The 16,230-nt window shown below is 71.5% G+C and carries 16 protein-coding genes; 13 read left to right on the top strand and 3 right to left on the bottom strand.

Going from position 1 to position 16,230, the window contains the following annotated elements; translation table 11 throughout:
- Positions 1-275: 275 nt before the first annotated feature.
- The gene (locus VLY81_RS03770) at positions 276-878 is read right to left on the bottom strand and encodes a superoxide dismutase (RefSeq protein WP_324669694.1); all 603 of its coding nucleotides are present in this window, start codon (positions 876-878) and stop codon (positions 276-278) included.
- A gap of 81 nt (positions 879-959) precedes the next feature.
- Positions 960-1,610, bottom strand: coding sequence for a uridine kinase (udk, locus tag VLY81_RS03775; RefSeq protein ID WP_324669695.1), 651 nt, complete (start codon positions 1,608-1,610; stop codon positions 960-962).
- Positions 1,611-1,843: 233 nt separating this feature from the next.
- Between udk and VLY81_RS03780 the strand changes: the two genes are divergently transcribed.
- The 9 genes from VLY81_RS03780 (at position 1,844) to VLY81_RS03820 (ending at position 10,996) form a co-directional block, all read left to right on the top strand.
- The gene (locus tag VLY81_RS03780) at positions 1,844-3,469 is read left to right on the top strand and encodes an acyl-CoA mutase large subunit family protein (RefSeq protein WP_405001320.1); all 1,626 of its coding nucleotides are present in this window, start codon (positions 1,844-1,846) and stop codon (positions 3,467-3,469) included.
- Positions 3,466-3,909 carry a cobalamin B12-binding domain-containing protein gene (locus VLY81_RS03785; RefSeq protein WP_324669697.1) on the top strand — a complete coding sequence of 148 codons (444 nt, stop codon included), beginning with the start codon at positions 3,466-3,468 and terminating at the stop codon, positions 3,907-3,909. Before VLY81_RS03780 ends, VLY81_RS03785 begins: the two co-directional genes overlap by 4 nt.
- Before the next feature lie 41 nt (positions 3,910-3,950).
- Positions 3,951-4,289 (top strand): divalent-cation tolerance protein CutA, encoded by a 339-nt coding sequence (gene cutA, locus VLY81_RS03790; protein ID WP_324669698.1) that lies wholly within the window; start codon positions 3,951-3,953, stop codon positions 4,287-4,289.
- A gap of 184 nt (positions 4,290-4,473) precedes the next feature.
- Entirely contained in the window at positions 4,474-5,637 is a 1,164-nt protein-coding gene (locus VLY81_RS03795) for a TolC family protein (protein ID WP_324669699.1), read from the top strand.
- The gene (locus tag VLY81_RS03800; RefSeq protein WP_324669700.1) at positions 5,634-7,166 is read left to right on the top strand and encodes a TolC family protein; all 1,533 of its coding nucleotides are present in this window, start codon (positions 5,634-5,636) and stop codon (positions 7,164-7,166) included. Before VLY81_RS03795 ends, VLY81_RS03800 begins: the two co-directional genes overlap by 4 nt.
- A 1-nt stretch (position 7,167) precedes the next feature.
- A complete protein-coding gene (locus VLY81_RS03805) occupies positions 7,168-8,331 on the top strand; it encodes an efflux RND transporter periplasmic adaptor subunit (RefSeq protein ID WP_324669701.1) in 1,164 nt (387 codons plus the stop codon).
- A gap of 24 nt (positions 8,332-8,355) precedes the next feature.
- On the top strand, positions 8,356-9,093 hold the full coding sequence (locus VLY81_RS03810; protein WP_405001321.1) for an ABC transporter ATP-binding protein: 738 nt from the start codon (positions 8,356-8,358) through the stop codon (positions 9,091-9,093).
- Between the two features lie 2 nt (positions 9,094-9,095).
- On the top strand, positions 9,096-10,304 hold the full coding sequence (locus tag VLY81_RS03815; protein WP_324670334.1) for an ABC transporter permease: 1,209 nt from the start codon (positions 9,096-9,098) through the stop codon (positions 10,302-10,304).
- A gap of 146 nt (positions 10,305-10,450) precedes the next feature.
- Positions 10,451-10,996 (top strand): Spy/CpxP family protein refolding chaperone, encoded by a 546-nt coding sequence (locus VLY81_RS03820; RefSeq protein WP_324669703.1) that lies wholly within the window; start codon positions 10,451-10,453, stop codon positions 10,994-10,996.
- Between the two features lie 379 nt (positions 10,997-11,375).
- Here the strand turns inward: VLY81_RS03820 and VLY81_RS03825 are convergent, their stop codons facing one another.
- Positions 11,376-11,825 carry a hypothetical protein gene (locus tag VLY81_RS03825; protein ID WP_324669704.1) on the bottom strand — a complete coding sequence of 150 codons (450 nt, stop codon included), beginning with the start codon at positions 11,823-11,825 and terminating at the stop codon, positions 11,376-11,378.
- An 85-nt stretch (positions 11,826-11,910) separates the two neighbouring features.
- On the opposite strand from VLY81_RS03825, the gene VLY81_RS03830 reads away from it, so the two are divergent.
- The 4 genes from VLY81_RS03830 (at position 11,911) to VLY81_RS03845 (ending at position 16,220) form a co-directional block, all read left to right on the top strand.
- Positions 11,911-12,498, top strand: coding sequence for a hypothetical protein (locus VLY81_RS03830; protein ID WP_324669705.1), 588 nt, complete (start codon positions 11,911-11,913; stop codon positions 12,496-12,498).
- 167 nt (positions 12,499-12,665) lie between these two features.
- On the top strand, positions 12,666-13,598 hold the full coding sequence (locus tag VLY81_RS03835) for a TAXI family TRAP transporter solute-binding subunit (RefSeq protein ID WP_405001322.1): 933 nt from the start codon (positions 12,666-12,668) through the stop codon (positions 13,596-13,598).
- Between the two features lie 47 nt (positions 13,599-13,645).
- Positions 13,646-14,221, top strand: a complete 576-nt coding sequence (locus VLY81_RS03840; RefSeq protein ID WP_324669707.1) for a DUF1850 domain-containing protein — start codon at positions 13,646-13,648, stop codon at positions 14,219-14,221.
- On the top strand, positions 14,214-16,220 hold the full coding sequence (locus VLY81_RS03845) for a TRAP transporter permease (RefSeq protein ID WP_324669708.1): 2,007 nt from the start codon (positions 14,214-14,216) through the stop codon (positions 16,218-16,220). The genes VLY81_RS03840 and VLY81_RS03845 overlap by 8 nt, the downstream gene beginning before the upstream one ends.
- Positions 16,221-16,230 lie beyond the last annotated feature (10 nt).

Consider the following 16,230-nt stretch of genomic DNA (forward strand, 5'->3'; position numbering starts at 1 on the left):
CCCAACGAGGCGGCATGGGATGCATCGATCTGCCAGCCCTCGGACGGGCCACGGCACTCTTCCGCAGGGCGGCGGGCGCGTCCTTCGGGACGCAGGATGGAGAAAGCCGGTTCGGCTGGCAGCGCCGTGCCACCCTGGTCCAGCCTATGAGGAGACGGGCGGCGGGGTGTCAGGCGAAGGGGTGGGCCAAGCGGAGCGAGGCAGGGGCAGGCGCCTCCTCGGGGCCTGCCCCCGCTGGCTGGTCAGCGTCCTTGGGGCTGCGGCGTCGAGGCGTCCTAGCGGGCGATGGCGGCGAAGCGCCGCTCCACCTTGGCCCAGTCCAGGTTGCGGAAGAAGGCGTCGATGTAGCTGCCCCGGTTGGTGCCGTAGTCGATGAAGTAGGCGTGCTCGTAGGTGTCGAGGGCCAGGATGGGCGTGGCGTTCCAGACGGGGAACGTATTCTGGGCGTCGCCGATGTAGTTGAAGAGGTACTTGTTGTCGTGGTCCCAGGCCAGCCAGACCCAGCCCCGGGCGGCGATGCCCGTCGCCTTGAGGTCCTTGGCCCACCGGTCGAAGCTGCCGAAGTCCCTCTCGATCTGGGCCAGCAGCGCGCCGGAGGGCTTGCCCCCGGTGCCACTCAGGATGTCGAAGTAGAGCTCGTGGTTCTTGACGCCGCCCAGAGCGAAGGTCAGCTCCACCTTGAGCTCGCGGATGAGGCTGTAGGTCTGGTTGGCCGCCTGGTAGTCGGCATCGCCCAGCTCGGCGAGCTTGGCCATGATCTCGTTGTACTTGTTGACGTACCCCTGGTAGAGCTTGTAGTGCTCCGTCATGGTACGCTCGGAGATGCCGTCCAGCTGGCGGATGGAGTCGAACGGCTTGGCGGTCAGCTGGTGAGCCATGCCACGCTTCCCCCTCCTGTGGGTGGTAGGTCCTACGCTTGAGAGCGCGCAGGATAGGATAGCCACGCCGCGCAGGCTTAGTCAAGAAAGCACGGTGCCAACCTTGTCGGACGCCCGCTCGGCCAGGATGGCGCGCACCTTGCTGGCCAGCACGTCGATGGCCACCTCGTTGAGGCCGCCCTCGGGGATGATGAGGTCGGCGTAGCGCCTGGTGGGCTCCACGAACTGCAGGTGCATGGGGCGCACCGTCTCCAGGTACTGGCGCACCACCGACTCCAGGGTGCGTCCTCGCTGCTCGATGTCGCGCATCAGGCGCCGCAGGACCCGGACGTCGGCGTCGGTGTCGACGAAGATCTTGATGTCGAGCCGCTCGCGCACCCGGGGATCCTCCAGCACCAGGATCCCCTCCACGATGATGATGTCGACGGGATCGACCCGGACGGTGCGCGCCGTGCGGGTGTAGGTGGCGAAGTCGTAGACGGGCTTGTCGACGCTCTGGCCGGTCGCCAGGCGGTCGAGGTGGGCCACCAGGAGGTCGGTGTCGAAGGCCGAGGGGTGGTCGTAGTTGATGCGTCGGCGCTCCTCGAGGGGCAGGTGGCCCTGGTCCTTGTAGTAGGCGTCCTGCTCGATGAGGGCGGCACGGGCCCGGGGCACCCGGCTCAGGATGGCCTGGGCCACCGTGGTCTTGCCCGAGCCGCTGCCGCCGGCGATGCCGATGAAGACGGGCTGCACGCGGCCCTCCCTGTCCGGCGACGAGGAAGGCGAGGCGGCCAACGTCTACGGTGCACCTCCCGCGGAGCAGTCTACCATACCCACCGGCCCCCGTCGCCGCCAGCGCGGCATCGGCGGCGTATCGTATAATCGCAAACCGCAATCAGCTGCACGAGCAGGTGAGCGAGGCCACAGGGGCGTACCCACCGGGTGCGCGGCTCGGCGAGATGCTGAGACGAGAGGGTGAGCGCATCATGGGGGCGATGCCGGCTCGCCTGGAGGGCGAGCGAGCCCGGGACGTGACGAGCCTCTCGGGGCTGCCTCTGAAAGGGTTCTACGGGCCGGATGACGTGGCGGACCTGGATTACGAGCGAGACCTGGGCGATCCAGGCGTGTACCCGTTTACGAGAGGCATCCACCCGACCATGTACCGGGGCCGGCTTTGGACCATGCGGCAGTTCGCCGGCTTCGGGACGGCCGAGGAGACCAACGCGCGCTTCCACTACCTGCTGGAGCACGGCCAGACGGGGCTGTCGGTGGCCTTCGACCTGCCGACGCTGCTGGGCTACGACTCGGACCATCCCCGTGCCCGGGGCGAGGTGGGGCGGGAGGGAGTCGCCGTCGACAGCCTGGCGGACATGGAGCGGCTCTTCGAGGGCATCCCGCTGGACCGGGTCAGCACCTCCATGACCATCAACGGCCCGGCGGCCATCCTGATGGCCATGTACGTGGTCGTCGGCGAGAAGCAGGGGGTGCCGCCCGAGAGGCTGTCGGGGACGCTGCAAAACGACATCCTCAAGGAGTACATCGCGCAGAAGGAGTTCATCTTCCCGCCGGAGCCCTCGCTCAAGCTGGTGGTGGACACCATCGAGTTCGCCACCCGCCACATGCCCCGCTGGAACACCGTCTCCATCAGCGGCTACCACATCCGCGAGGCAGGCTCGACGGCCGTGCAGGAGCTGGCCTTCACCCTGGCCGACGGGCTGACCTACGTGGAAGCCTGTCTGCAGCGCGGGCTCGACGTCGACAGCTTCGCGCCCCGCCTCTCCTTCTTCTTCAACAGCCACCTGGACTTCTTCGAGGAGGTGGCCAAGTTTCGAGCAGCTCGCCGCATGTGGGCGCGCTTCATGCGGGAGCGCTACGGCGCCCGCAATCCCCGCTCCTGGACGCTTCGCTTCCATACCCAAACGGCCGGTTGTTCGCTGACGGCCCAGCAGCCGGAGGTCAACGTGGTGCGGGTGACGCTGCAGGCGCTGGCGGCGGTCCTGGGCGGCACCCAGTCGCTGCACACCAACGCCCTGGACGAGGCGCTGTCGCTGCCCACGGCCGAGGCGGCCCGCCTGGCGCTGCGCACGCAGCAGGTCATCGCCGAGGAGAGCGGGGTCGCCAGCGTGGCCGATCCCCTGGGGGGCTCCTACTTCGTCGAGGCGCTGACCCACGAGATGGAACGGCGCGCCATGGAGTACATCGAGCGCATCGAGGCCATGGGCGGCGTCATCGCTGCCATCCGGCAGGGCTTCCTGCAGCGGGAGATCGCCGAGGCGGCGTACCGCTACCAGCGTGAGGTGGCCGACGGCGAGCGGGTCGTCGTCGGTGTCAACAAGTACGTGGTCCCCCCGTCCGAGGAGAAGGCGGTGCCCATCCTGCGCATCGACCCCGAGCTGGAGCGCAAGCAGGTGGCACGCCTCGAGCAAGTGCGCCGCTCTCGCGACGAGCGGCGGGTGCGCCACGCCCTCGAGGCGCTGCGTGAAGCGGCCCGACGGGAGCAAAACGTGATGCCTGCCCTCATCGAGGCGGTGCGGGCCTATGCCACCCTCGGCGAGATGGTCGACACGCTCAAGGCCGTCTACGGGACGTACGCGGAGGAGGCGATCCTGTGAGCGTGCCCGTGCATCCGGCAGGCGCCGCGCCGGCGCGCCCCATCCGTGTGCTCGCGGCCAAGGTAGGGCTCGACGGCCACGATCGCGGCATCAAGGTCATCGCCCGGGCGCTTCGCGACGCGGGGATGGAGGTCATCTACTCGGGGCTCTTCCGCTTGCCCGAGGAGGTGGCCGGCATGGCCGTCGACGAGGACGTCGACGTGGTCGCCATCAGCATCCTGTCGGGGGCCCACAACACCCTGGTGCCCGACGTGCTCGACCACCTGCGGCGGCTCGGGGCGGGTGATCTCCCGGTGGTCGTGGGAGGTACGATCCCTTCGGAGGACGCCGAGCACCTGCGGCGCCAGGGAGTCCGTCAGGTCTTCGGCCCCGGCACGGACCTGTCGACCATCGTCGACAGCATCCGGGAACTGGCGCGGGCGAGAGCGGCGGGCGCGTGAGCGGGAGCCGGCGTCCGGTCCGGGAAGGAGGCGACCGGCGGATGGCTCCGGCCTATCTGGTCTACATCACCACCGCCGACGAGGAGCAGGCCCGTCGCATCGGTCGCGCCCTGGTCGAGCGCAAGCTGGCTGCGTGCGTCAATATCGTGCCCTCCATCCGCTCCATCTACTGGTGGCAGGGGCAGATGGTGGATGAGGGCGAGGCGCTGCTGCTGGTGAAGACCCTGGAGGGCGCGCTCGACGGGATCGAGCAGACGGTGCAGGAGCTGCACAGCTATACGGTGCCCGCCATCTCCGCCGTGCCCGTGGAGCGCCTGCACGGGCCCTACCTGCGGTGGATGCACGAGGTGATGGGCTTCCACGACCTCCCCGGCGCCTGAGGTGACGGCGGGCCAGCGATGGCTCCGAGCCCGCGGCGAGCGACCGGGCCCCCGGTACGAGAGAGTCCGGGGGCCCCGGCGCCGTTCACGGTCTTCACGGGAATGTCACACTTCCTTCATGAATTCGCTTCGGCCTCTCTGGTAGAGATCGGGTGGGTCAACCGTCGAGTGGGGAGGGAACCACGTGCCTGCCAACGTCTTCGCCACTTGCCAGCCCCCGCGGGGCATCGCCGGGGGGGTCGCCGCGCTGGCGGTGATCCTGTCGCTGGCAGCGCCCGGCATCCTCGCTCTGGCCCAGACGGCGTCGCCCGCCGGGGCCGTCAGCCTGGAGCAGGCCATCGCACTGGCCGTCACCGGGCCGGCCCTCGAGATCGCGCGCATCCAGCTGGCCGGGGCGAAGCTCGACTTCGAGCGAGCCATGGCCGACAACCTGCTCTCCGGATCCCCCCTGGCCGAGCAGATGGCGCGCAACGAGCTGCGCCGGGCCGAGCACGACTTCCGGGAGAGCCACTTCCAGGCGGTCTCCTCGGTGGTCGGCGCCTACCTGGGGGTGCTGACCGCGTCCAACGGGGTACGGGTGGCCGAGTTGCAGCAGCGCATCGCCGAGGCCGCCCTCGACGCCGCCCAGGAGAAGGCCCGGGCAGGCATGCTGGGCCCCCTCGACCTGGAAGATGCTCGCCATGCGGCGCGGACGGCGCAGCAGGACCTGGCCGAGGCCCGCATCTCGCTGGAGGAGGCAGTGGGGCAGCTGGCCGCGGCGCTGGGTTATCCCGAGACCATGCCGTCGGTCGATGCGTTGCAGCTCCCCCAGGACCTGCCGCGCCTGCCGGTGCTCGACACCGACGAGGCCGTGGCCGCGGCCCTCACCCGCAGCGACCTGATGACGTGGCACGACGAGGCCGTCGACATCGCCCGCAAGCAGCTCCAGCAGGCCCAGGCCGAGCAGGCGCCCGCCATGGACGTGACGGCGCGGGAGCAGGCCGTGCAGAGCGCCGAGCTGCAGCGGCGCCAGGCCCGGCTCGACCTGGAGCGTTCGGTGCGCAGCGCGCTGGCGCGTGCCGCGACGGCCGCCCGGCGGCTGGAGCTGGCCGAGGCGGCGGTGCGCCTCGAGCAGCAGCGTCTCGACGCCGTGCGCCAGCAGCAACAGGCCGGGCTCAAGACGGCGCAGGCCGTGATGCAGGCCGAGGTGGCCGCCCTGCAGGCTCACCGGGGATATCTGACGGCTGTCCAAGAGTACCTGACCCGTCTGGTGGAGCTGCGCCGCCTGCTGGGCGAGGAGCCCGGCCTGGGCCCGTCCACGGCCGAGGCCATGGGCGTGGCGACGGGGGAAGCTGGCTCGACGCGATGAAGACCCGATGGATGCCGCTGCTGGCCGTCGCCGGGCTGCTGGCAGCGGGCGGGCCGGGCGTGGCCGGGGCGCAGGAGCAGCCGGCGCTCTCGATGGAGGCCGTGGTGGAGGCGTACGTGGATTCGCACGCGTCCGTGCGAGAGGCCCGGACCCGGCTCGAGACGGCCCAGGCCGACTACGAGCGCAAGACGCGGGTGGCGTCGGCCCCCTCCCTGGGCGCGTCGGCCCTGACGAGGGCCACCGCTTACGGCGGGGTCCGCGAGCCGCCCTCGGTGGCCAACGGTGGGGTGACGCTGACGTGGGCCCCCGTGGCGCCGCTCTCGCTGCAGGCCGAAGCGTGGCACGGGAGCGGGAGGGAGGACCCGAGCACGGGCTCGTCTTCACGGGAGACGTCCACCGTTCTCTCGCTGGAAGCCTCCTGGACGCTGTGGCCGCCGCCGGGATCCCAGCCGCGCAACCTCGACGCCGAGCAGGCCCGACTGGCCCTGGACCAGGCCCGACGGGCCCTGGAGACGGCCATCGACCAGGCCCGGCTCGAGGGGGAGCGGCTCTACCAGCAGGCGAGGCTGGGCAGGGCCCGGCTCGAGATCGCACGCCAGCGCCTGGACGCCGCCGAGCGCGACCTGGCCCGCACCCTGGAGCAGCGCGCCGCGGGCCTGGTGAGCGAGGAGGCCGTGCTGGAGGCCCGCTCGGCCGCCCAGTCGGCGGCGCTGGCCGCGCACCAGGCCCTGGCGACGCTCTCGGGGATCGAGCGGCAGCTGGGGGTCACCGCCGACCGGCTGCCCGCGCTGCCTCGGGGCGACGAGCTCGTCGACCTAGCCCGACGCACGGCTCGGACCATCCTGGACGACCTGACCGCTTCGGCCGGGACCGCAGGGCTGCCTGCGGTCGTGCCGGAGCAGGAGCCGTCCGGCGGGGTCATGAGGGGGATCCCGCCGCTGCCCGAGGAGGTGCTGGAGCGGCTGGTGGCCGGCTCCGTCGAGGTGGCCCATGCACGCCAGCAGCTCGAGCTGGCGCGCCGTCGGCTGAACGCGGTGAGGCAGCGCGTGGGAGGAGCCACCGTGGGGGCGGCCTGGTCCCGGACGACGCAGCGAGGATCGTCGGCGGAGCAGCTGACGCTCTCCCTGACCGCCAGCCTCGACCCCTTCGACGGGGGAGCTCGGCGACTGGACGAGGCCGACGCGGCACGGGCGGTGCGCGACGCGGAGCAGGCCGTCGCGGACGCCGAGGCACAGGTGCGGCGCGAGGCCCTTGCCCGCTGGGACGAGGTGGGTAGCGCCATCCTCCAGCTGGCCTCGGCCCGGATGGAGCTGGAGCTGGCCGAGCTGACGTGGGAGGCGGCACGAGGACGCTACGAGCGGGGTGTGGCTTCGGCCGCCCAGCTGGAGCAGGCCGACCTGGGGCGGTCGCAGGCGGCGCTCGACCTGCTCGAGGCGGCCGAGACGTTGCGACAGGCCTGGCAGCAGCTCCTGTCGGAGCTGACGCCCGGCTGGGGGCCCGGGTCCACGCCGGTAGAGGGAGGTCGGTGACGTGGCGCAGCGACGCGTGTTGGGGCGGGCGCTCCACTGGTCCGTCATCGCCGCGGTCGTGCTGGCCGCAGGCGGCGTCGGCACCTGGTGGTGGCTGGCAGCTCGCCGGGCCGAGGGGAGTACGGCCGGCTCGGTACGACCGCCAGCCGGGGCGGCGGTCAGGGGCGAGGCCGAGGCCGTGGTGCAGCAGGAGGGACGTGCTCTCCTGAGACTCGCCTCGCAGGCGGGGGTGCAGGCCGTGCCCGTGCAGCGCGTGGACATCCGCCGCTACGTGGAGGCCACCGGCACCATCACCTCCGAACGCGACGTGACCCTCTCCTTCGGGGTGGGAGGGCGCCTGGAGGCGGTCCACGTGGGGGTGGGCGACCGGGTCCAGCAGGGCGACCTCCTGGCCGAGCTCGACGACACGTCCCTGCGCCTGGCCTACGTGCGGGCCCGCAACGCCTACGAGCAGGCGCGTCTGGAGCAAGGCTCCGCCCAGGTGGAGGAGAGCCGTCTGGCCATGGAGGCGGCGCGCCAGGACCTGGAGGGCGCGCGGCTGGTGGCACCGTTCGACGGCGTCGTCGTCAGCGTCGACGCGCAGGCGGGCGAGCACGTCTCGGCGTCCCAGGCCGTGGTGCGGCTGGTCGACCTGTCGGCGCTGCGGGTCGAGGTGTCGGTGGACGAGGTGGACCTGCCCTACGTCCGGCAGGGGCAGGCGGCCGTCGTCACGGTACGCGGCTACCCTGATCTCGCCCTGGAGGGCGAGGTGGAGCGGCTCACGCCGGCCGGGCGCAGCCAGGGGGACCTGGTGCTCTTCGACGTGGTGGTGCGGCTCCGTGAGGCGCGAGACGAGCTCTTGCCGGGCATGACCGCCACGGCCCGCATCGAGGTGGCGCGAGCCGACGGCGTGCTGGCCGTGCCCGAGGAGGCCGTGGTGGAGACGGGGGGTCGGGCCCTGGTGAGCCGGGTGGTGGACGGCTCCATCGTGCTGACCCCGGTGGAGCTGGGCGTCAGCGACGGGCGATTCGTCGAGGTGCGCTCGGGCCTCCGCGAGGGCGACCGGGTGCTGGCGACCAACTACGAGGTGTACCGGCGGCTCGCGGGGAGCAACCCCAGCTCGGGCGGACCTCCGGGCGGGCCGGGGACCACGTTTCGCCTCGACGCCCGGCCGGTGGGGCGATGACCGGTGACGGCGCGTCGAGCGGGCCTGGTGCCGGGCAACGGCGACGGCACGGCCGCCATCCGGCTGCAGGGCGTCAGCAAGGTCTACGGGCGCGGCGAGAGCGCCGTGGTGGCCCTGCGTGACGTCGATCTGACCGTCGCACCCGGCGAGTACGTCGCCATCACGGGGCCGTCCGGGTCGGGCAAGTCGACCCTGATGCACCTGCTGGGCTGCCTGGACCGCCCGACGTCGGGCAAGATCCTCATCGAGGGGCAGGACGTCACCCGGCTCAGCGAGCCGCGCCTGGCGGCCCTTCGCAACCGGCGCATCGGATTCGTCTTCCAGTCCTTCCATCTGATGCCGCGTGAGACGGTGCTGCGCAACGTCGAGTGGCCCCTCATCTATGCCGGCCTGCCACCGGCTCGGCGGCGGGAGCGTGCGCTCCAGGTGCTGAGCCAGGTCGGCATGGCGCACCGCGTGCGACACCGACCCCAGGAGCTCTCGGGCGGCGAGCGCCAGCGCGTCGCCATCGCCCGGGCACTGGTCAACGACCCGGCCTTCATCCTGGCCGACGAGCCCACCGGCAACCTGGACTCGGCCAACGGCGAGCAGGTGCTGGCCTTGCTCGAGGAGCTCAACGCCCAGGGGCGCACCGTGATCCTGGTGACGCACGACATGGGCATCGCGCACCGGGCTCGCCGGTTGATCCGGGTGCGTGACGGCCGGGTGGAGTACGACGGGGGCGCCTCCGCGCCGCCAGAGGGGAGGTGGGCCGTTCCGTGAGGATGCGGGAGCTGATCGGGGTCGCCTTCGGCAGCATCCGGGCGGGCGGGCTCCGATCCTTCTTGTCGGTGCTGGGGATCGTCATCGGGGTGGCCGCGGTCATCGCGCTGGTCTCCGTGGGGCAGGGGGCGACGGCCCAGATCCAGTCACAACTGACGTCGCTCGGCTCCAACCTGCTGACCATCATGCCCTCGGCCCGCACCGCCTCCGGCGGGCGGGTCTCGCAGGAGCAGCTGTCGGGGCTCACCATGGAGCTGGCCGACGAGCTGCCGCTCGCGGCGCCGGCCGTCTCGGCCGCCACGGGGCTCGTACAGAGCCGGGCCACGCTGGTGGTGGGGGCCAGCAACCTGTCGGTCAGCGTCATGGGTGTGGGGGAGGCGTACGCGTCGCTGCTCAACTACCGCCCCGTCGCGGGTCGATTCGTGCAGCCCCGGGACGGGCGCGAGCGCAGGATGGCCGTCGTGCTGGGCTTCGGCGTGGCCCAGGATCTCTTCGGCGGGGAGGTGCCGGTGGGGCGCGACATCACGCTGGTCTTCGGAGGCCGTCCCGTCGCGGGGGTCGTGGTGGGGGTCATGGAGCCCAAGGGCGCCCTCTTCTTCTCCAACTTCGACCGGCAGATCTACGTCCCGGCCCAGACCCTGGTGGCCCGTGGGCTGGTGCCCAACCGGATGGGCTCCTACCTGGCCCAGACCAAGCCGGGGGTCGACGTCGACGACGCGGTGGCCCAGGTCACCTTCTTCTTCGACCGCCGGCTCGGCGAGGCCGGCATCGTCCAGGTGGCGAGCCAGCAGGCCCTCCTGGACGCGGTGAGTCAGGCCACCGGTACCATGACCCTGCTGCTGGGGGCCATCGCGGGCATCGCTCTGCTGGTGGGCGGCATCGGCATCATGAACGTGATGCTGGTGGCGGTCGCCGAGCGCACGCACGAGATCGGCGTCCGCATGGCCATCGGCGCGCGCCGCGCCGACATCCTGCGGCAGTTCCTGGCGGAGTCGACGGCCCTGAGCGTCGTCGGCGGCGTCGTGGGGCTGCTGGCCGGGTGGGCGGGCGGCTGGGCGCTGTCGCGGGCGCTGGGCTTCCCCTTCGTCGTCTCCAGCCAGTCCATCGTGCTCGCCATCGGCTTCTCCATGGCGGTGGGCATCTTCTTCGGCATCTACCCGGCCCGGCGAGCCTCACGGCTCGACCCGGTGGAGGCGCTGCGCTACGAGTGAAGAGGCGGTGGTCACTCCTGCAGGAGATCTTCACGATTCCTTCACGGCTTTTCGCGCACGGCCGTGGCACAGTGGGGGCGAGACGAGCCGTCCGCGAGACGGCCGCTCTCCCAACCAGGTGGTCTCTCGAAGGGGGTCGTGAGGAGATGAGCGGCGAGCATCGAGCGAGGCGAGGGGGACGACGGTGGCTGGTGCCGGGGGTGACGCTGCTCGTGGCCGTGGTGGCGGCCTCCATGGTGGTGCTGGCCGAGTCGCCCGAGGCGTCGTCGGCCCCGAAGGCAGCCCCCGCGCTGGCCGCGCCGCGGGGTGGGCTGGCCGCCCTCGACCTCAGCGCCGAGCAGCTCCAGCGGATCGCCGAGATCCGGCAGGAGGCGTACCAGCAGGCCATCCCCATCCAGGGCGAACTCTACACGCTGCGCCAGCAGCTGGCGCTGGCCTTGCGGAGGGCCCAGATCGACGCCCAACAGGTAAAGGACCTGGCGGGGCGCATCCACGAGCTGCAGGGCAAGCTGCAGGAGATCCAGCTGCAGATGCTGCTGGACATCCACGGGGTGCTGACTGACGAGCAGCGCAGCCAGCTGAGTGCGTACGGGGGCTTGGGCCTCGGCCCGCGGCGTGCCTGGGACGGCTGGGGCGTGGGCCCGCGGGGCGGCGCCGGAATGCACATGATGGGTCGCGGGTGGCGGCGCTGAGAGACCGAGGCAGCGCATCGCCCAACGAAGCCGTGGAATGTGAAGGCGCCCGGCCAGAGGCCGGGCGCCTGTCGTCCTCACTTGGTCTTCTTCTCCGGAGCGGGCTTCTTGGTCTCCTTGGCCGGCTTCTTCTCCACGGCTGCCGCACCTCCTCCCCGGCGGGGGCCTCGCCCTTGACCGCCTCGTCGCTGTCGTGGCGCCGCCGCTCGTGGAATCTCGATTTCTGGCACCACTCTAGCACGCCGGGCATCCGCCGCAATGCGGGCCCAGGGAGGCGGCGAATGGGGCCGTGAGGCGCCGTGAGCCGCAAGGTCACGGCGACCACCGGGCTCGTCCGATCGCGTTCGCGCTCGTTCGGGCTCGTTCGCACGCGATGGAGTCACTCGACCCCCTCGAAGTCGGCCTCGTCCCGCTCGATGCGCGCCACGAGATGGGGAAGGTCCTCGACGTCGGGCAGGATGAAGTCGGGCGCCTCGTCGAGACCGTCCGACTGGGCTGGGGGGCCGTCGGCAGCCACGAGGGCGGTGCTCCATGAGCGAGCGTTGCCGAATCGCACGGAGGCGCGCGGATGGGCTCCCACCACCAGGATGTCGGCACGCTCACCCGAGGCCAGGTCGGGCAGCGACGCCACATCCTGCAGATTCGAGGCCCGCTGGATGCGTGGCGCGACCTCCGGCGGGAGAGGGAGGGGGGTCGCGCCCACCACCCAGACCCGGCACCACCCGGCGAGGGCGCCGACGGCCGCGGCCAGGCGGTCGGAGTGCGCGACGGGGCGATCCGGGGACAGGAGCTCATCGACGGCGATGATGACGGCACGGACCCTGGCCATGAGGCGTCGCTCCTCTACTTGGCCCTATAATAACGGTAGTTGACGGGTGGCGCTGCGCGCCGCCCCGAGGAGGCATCGTGGCATCGTGCCCTCTCCCAAGGGCCCGGACTTCCCCGACAAGATCTGGCTCTCCTGGCGACAGGACGGAGCCTACCTGGTGCGTGACCAGCACCTGGTCACCCGGGACGACGAGCTGGTCGCGCTCTCGACGGTCCCCATCGGCCGCCAGATGAGGGGGCTTTGCAAGCTGACCCTGGAGGAGCTGTCGGCCGTGGTGCCTCCGCCGGTCCATACCATGGCCCGGCGGGTCGCACGGTCGCTGGTGGAGGGGCGCCCCCTGCGGCTCGTGGCGCGTGACGAGCAGCGCGCCGGACACGGCCCCCAAGAGGTGCTGGACGGCGCCCTGGCCCTCTGCCGTGCCGGTCTCGTGGTGGTCTTCCTGCGCAATCCCCGCCGGGCGAGCCCTCAGTGGGAGCTGCGCCACGCCGAGCTGACCAACTGGGGCAGGGCCGTGTTGGTCTCGCTGGACGCCGTCCACCTGACAGGGGCGGGACGTCTGGTGCCCGTCTCCCGTCAGGCCGTCGCCGTGCCCGCCATCAACGGACGGGCGGGCAAGGGGACCGAGCCCACGGAGCGAGGCGACGGCGACGCGGCCCGACCCACCCGGTCCTGATGCCGTCCCCCCTGTGGATGCCGTTGCGAGCCCTCCGCGTCACTTTCCACAAGGAACGACCCCGTCATCGATCGAAATCGGAGAGAGTCCTGCTTCTGTCTGGTTGGCCGGTCTCGTGCATCGCTCGGAAAGGGGATGAGAAAGCGGTGAGATCGCGGCTCGCACGCATGGCATGGGGGATGGGCCTGCTGATGGCCTGCCTGGTGGGCAGCGGTGCCCAGGCCGCCGAGTTCGTCACGGTCGCCGCCGGAGGGACCGCGGGCGTCTACTACCCGCTGGGCGGGGCACTGGCCGAGATCTTCAATCAGCACGTGCCGGGCGTCAACGCGTCGGTCCAGGCGACGGGCGCCTCGGTGGCCAACGTCAACCTCCTGGTGCAGCGGCAGGCTGAGCTGGCCCTCATCCAAAACGACATCGCCTTCTACGCGGCCAACGGCACCGAGATGTTCCAGGGGCGCAAGGTCGACAGCCTGCGGGGGATCGCGACGCTGTATCCCGAGGTGATTCAGCTGGTGGCGTCGCGGGCGTCGGGGATCCGGTCGGTCGACGACCTGCGGGGCAAGCGGGTGGCCGTGGGCGACATCGGCAGCGGCACCGAGGCCAACGCTCGGCAGATCCTGGAGGCGGCGGGGCTCACCTATCGTGACATCGCGGCGCGCTACCTCTCCTTCGCGGAGGCGGCCGCCAACCTTCGCGACGGCCACATCGACGCCGCCTTCGTGACGGCCGGCATCCCCACTGCGGCCATCCAGGACATCGCCGTCCAGCGTGACGTGGTCATCGTGCCCATCGGCGGCGACCTGGCCCAGCGTCTGGCCCAGCGCTATCCGTTCTACACCCAGGTGACCATCCCAGCCGGCACGTACCGCGGCCAGGAGGAGGCCGTCGTGACGGTGGCGGTCAAGGCGATGCTGGTGGCGCGCACCGACCTGTCGGAGGAGCTGGTCTACCAGCTGACCCGCGCCATGTTCGGCAACCTGGCCCGCCTCGCGCAGGCGCACGCCCGAGGGGCCGATGTGAGCGTCGAGACCGCCCGGGACGGGATGTCCATCCCCCTGCATCCGGGCGCGGAGCGGTACTACCGGGAGGTGGCGCCGTAATCGGCGCCGCCCGGCGGGATCGGAGGCGCGCGCCGGGGTCGAACGGAGTGGCCCCGGCACGCGCCACGTGGCTGGCAGCGGCGGTGGCGTGCCTGCTCGTGGCCGCCGGGGCCTACGCCGATGGGTGGGGTGAGGCGAGCGCCGTAGCGGCGTCCCAGGGGCCTCCGTCCGGCGGGGGCCGGCCATCGTTGTCGGTGCGCCAGTATCCCGAGGGTCCGGTCCTGCTGCGCGTCGCCCTGACGGTCGGGGACGGTGCCTTTGCCCTGGTCTATCGCCACTCGGTCGAGCGCACGTGGGTCCTGGAGCGGTGGCGGGTGGCCTGCGGCACCGAGGGCGACAACGCCGGGGCGCCGGCGGGCGTGCTGGTGATGGAGGGTATGGCGTACCGATCGCTGGGGGCCGGGTTGCCCGTCGAGGGCCAGATCGGGCAGGGAGTCGATGGCCCCGTGTTGACCGTCTCGTCGCAGCAGATCCTCGACAACCTCGTGCTCGGGGTGCTCCCTCTGACCGAGCATGCGTTGTGGTTGCCGGACGGCCGCCACATCCCCTTGCCCGCGGATCGAGGGGCGCTGATCCTGGCGCCCGGGTGCGGGGCCGAAACGGAGGAATCCCCGGATGGATGAGCGGGCGACCAGCCGGCGCCAGGAGCCGGACGCCCCGGCCGATCTCGAAGAGCTGCTGGCGCGCTACGACGTGGAGTCGGCCTACCGGCGGCTGGCCGGGTGGATCGGGCGCGCCATCGCCGCGTTGGCCATCGCCTTCTCCCTCTTTCAACTCTACACGGCCGCCTTCGGCGTGCTCGAGGCACGCCTGCAACGGGCCGTGCACCTCGCCTTCGGCATGAGCCTGGTCTTCCTGCTCTACCCGGCTCGGCGGCGAGGCGACCGCCGGAGCCTGCCCTGGTGGGACATGGTGCTGGCGGTGGCCGGGGCGGCCGCGCCGCTATACCTGGTGGTCTTCTACCAGGAGATCGTGTTGCGGGCGGCGATGCCCACCCCGACCGACGTCGCGGTGGCCATCGCCTCCGTCTTGCTGGTCCTGGAGGCGGCCCGGCGCGTGGTAGGCCTGCCCATCGTGCTGGTGGCCACGGCTTTCATCCTGTACGCCCTGCTGGGGCGCAGCCTGCCGGGCTTCCTGGCGCACCGGGGCTTCTCGCTCTCTCAGGTGGCCAACCACCTGTACTTCACCACCGAGGGCATCTTCGGCATCCCTCTGGGCGTCTCGTCCACCTTCATCTTCTTGTTCCTCCTGCTGGGCGCGTTCCTGGAGAAGACGGGCATCGGCAGGTTCTTCATCGATCTGGCCAACGCGGTGGCGGGCTTCGCATCGGGAGGCCCCGCCAAGGTGGCGGTCATCACCAGTGCCCTGGAGGGCACCATCTCAGGCAGCTCGGTGGCCAACACGGTGGGCTCCGGCAGCCTCACCATCCCCATGATGAAGCGCCTGGGCTACCGGCCCGAGTTCGCAGCGGCCGTGGAGGCTGCCGCCTCCACCGGAGGGCAGATCATGCCGCCCATCATGGGGGCCGCCGCCTTCCTGATGGCGGAGTTCACCGGCATCCCCTACATCGAGGTGGCCAAGGCGGCCATCCTGCCGGCCATCCTCTACTTCACCGGCATCTTCATCGCGGTCCACTACGAGGCCAAGCGGATCGGGCTGCGCGGCATCGCCCGGGACCAGTTGCCGGGGCTGTGGAGCGTGGCCAAGAGCCGGGGCCATCTCATCCTGCCCCTGGTGGGGATCATCTGGCTGCTGATGGAGGGGAGCACGCCGATGAAGGCGGCCTTCTACGGCATCCTCCTCTCCGTCGGGGTCGCCATGATCCATCCCTCGACCCGCATGAGCGGGCGCGAGATCCTCGCGGCCCTGGAGCAGGGCGCTCGGGGGGCGCTGGGGGTGGTGATGGCGACGGCCGTGGCCGGCATCGTCATCGGGGTCATCACGCTGACGGGTCTGGGGCTCAAGCTGGCGAGCGGGGTCGTGCAGCTCGCCCAGGGTAACCTGCTGCTGACCATGGTGGCCACCATGCTGACGTCGCTGGTGCTCGGCATGGGCGTGCCGACCACGGCCAACTACGTCATCACGTCCACCATCGCGGCGCCGGCGCTGCTGCAGCTGGGCGTGCCGCTGCTGGCGGCCCACATGTTCGTCTTCTACTTCGGGGTGGTAGCCGACATCACGCCCCCGGTCGCCCTGGCCGCGTACGCCGGGTCCGGGATCGCGGGCAGCAACCCCCTGCGCACGGGTGTGGTGGCGTCCCGACTCGCGATCGGGGCGTTCCTCATCCCGTACATCTTCGTCTTCTCCCCGGTGCTGTTGTTGCAGGACGTCACGCTGGCCCACACTCTGCAGATCCTGGCCACCTCGGTCACGGGCATGTTCGCCGTCGCGGTGGCGCTGGGCGGCTATCTGCGGACGACGCTGGCGCTGTGGGAGCGGGTCCTGTTCCTGGTCGGGGGTCTGATGATGATCGACCCCAAGTTGACCACGGATGCAGCGGGCTTCACCCTGCTGGCGGCAGCCGTAGCCACGCAGGTGTGGAGAGCCCGCCGGGCAGCCGCGGGCACTGGCGAGCTCTGCGCGGGCTCACCCGAGGCGGGGCGGAGCCGACCGTCGGGGTGAGCGGCGGGAG

The sequence above is a fragment of the Limnochorda sp. LNt genome (assembly GCF_035593265.1).
In the GTDB taxonomy this organism is placed as follows: domain Bacteria; phylum Bacillota; class Limnochordia; order Limnochordales; family Geochordaceae; genus Geochorda; species Geochorda subterranea.